Genomic DNA, 1,797 nt, shown 5'->3' with positions numbered 1-1,797 from the left:
TGGAAGGCAACGAGCAGGCCAACCTGCTGGCATCGATGGGCTGTCATTATGGGCAGGGTTTCTTCTTCTCCTCGCCGGTGAGCGCGCGACAGGCCAGCCGCCTGGTTCGCGAGTTCGCCAGCGACAAAGGCTGGGCCGTGCGCGAGCCTGCCTGAGAAAGGCCCGCGCCGGGCGTCGTGCCGGCTCGGGGCTTGGTTCGGGCTTCAAACAATACTGACAGCTTTGTACAGTGACCGAGCGGAGCGACTTTTCTTGCGTCATAACGCTCCAACTGATTCAATATGAAACGGTTGGGGGGTGAAACGCACAAAATTCCTTTTCGACCTCGTCGGACTGGGGTATGTACTCTGTCAGTCAGACAGCGTGGTTCACGAATGCTGGCGCATCGGGCGTTAGCGTCGTTCCACCATGACGAAGCAACGCCGATGGCCCGACGATTCAAAACCCTGGCTGAAGTGGAAGCCGATCACATCCTCGATGTGCTGGCGCACCACAACTGGAACAAGAGCCATGCGTCGGAAGTGCTCGGCATCGCCAGGTCGACGCTGGTTCGCAAGATTCAGAATCTTCAGAAACAGGGCTACGAAATCCGGCATCGCAACCGCGGAGGAATTCCCCGGAGCCGGCGCTCCAGAACCGGGTAGTCCAGCGGAAAATCTGGTATACTTTGAAGCACTTCCGGGTTCCCGCTTGTCTCTCTGAGCCTCCAGGGCGGCCGAGGGGTCCGGCGTCCGGCAGAACGCCGGTAGCGCGTGTGGGAGTGCACTCGCTGATTACAACTGAATGACTGTACGGTTGCCAAATCCGCTCAACCCCGCCTGATGTGGATTTTTTGCCTTCTAAGTGTATATTTGCCTTGAGTATTCCAACGGGAATGCTCAAGGGGCTTTCAGGAGTGTGGTGATGACCTCATCAAATGACAGTACACCTGTGCGTCCAACACCCGAACTCTATGACGATTACCGGACTTATTTAAATGACATGGTCCTCTATCTGCGGAAGTCGGGCCGCGGGTTTTCCTATCGCTCTTTCGCGCAAAGGGCCGGGTACGCGTCCCCCAGCTTTCTCAAGCTGGTGATCGATGGAAAGAGCAACCTCTCGAACGAGTCGATCTTTCGCTTTGCCAAGGCTCTGGGGCTCAAGGGCAAGGAAATCGAGCTTTTCGAGGCGCTGGTGCTCTTCACCCAGGCCAAGAGCGACGAGGACCGCAACCACTACTACACGCGCCTGCAGAAGGCCTCCGTTCGGCAGGACCGCATCGCTAAGCTGCGACAGGAACAGTACGAGATCTATTCCGAGTGGTTCGGTCTGGCCATGCGCGAGATGCTCAACCTGCCCGACTTCGAGGAAGACCCGGCCTGGATGGCCCAGCGGCTCAACCCCCAGGTGACCGAGGCAGCGGCCCGCCGGCTGCTCAAGCTCCTGGTGGACACGGGCCTTGCCCAGCGCGATGAGAGCGGCCGGCTGCGTCCGGCAGATCCCAACCTGGCCACGCCGGAAAACCTGCACTCACTGGCGATTCGGAACTTCCACCGCAAGATGCTCGAGCTGGCCTCGGGCGCACTGGACGACGTGCCGGTCGAGCAGCGCGATTTTACGGCGCTCACCCTGACCCTCTCGAAGAAGCAGTTTGAGGACTTTAAAGAACGAATTTCGGCGTTTGAGGACGATCTGCTGCGTGAGGCGGCCAGGGACCTCGACCCGGGCGATTCCGAGGTGTATCATATGGCTGTTCAGCTGATACCGCTGACGAAACGATCGGGCAGAACTGAGTAGGGGTAGATGAAGCGCATTTGG

2 protein-coding genes are annotated in these 1,797 nt (G+C 58.9%); both read left to right on the top strand.

Annotated elements, in window-relative coordinates; genetic code table 11:
- Nucleotides 1–281 precede the first annotated feature (281 nt).
- Nucleotides 282–644 carry a hypothetical protein gene (locus KDH09_20165; GenBank protein MCB0222024.1) on the top strand — a complete coding sequence of 121 codons (363 nt, stop codon included), beginning with the start codon at nt 282–284 and terminating at the stop codon, nt 642–644.
- Nucleotides 645–903: 259 nt separating this feature from the next.
- A complete protein-coding gene (locus KDH09_20160; protein MCB0222023.1) occupies nt 904–1,776 on the top strand; it encodes a TIGR02147 family protein in 873 nt (290 codons plus the stop codon).
- Nucleotides 1,777–1,797: the final 21 nt, after the last annotated feature.

The sequence above is a fragment of the Chrysiogenia bacterium genome, assembly GCA_020434085.1.
Classification (GTDB): domain Bacteria; phylum JAGRBM01; class JAGRBM01; order JAGRBM01; family JAGRBM01; genus JAGRBM01.
This window is presented reverse-complemented; position numbering and strand designations above follow the sequence as displayed.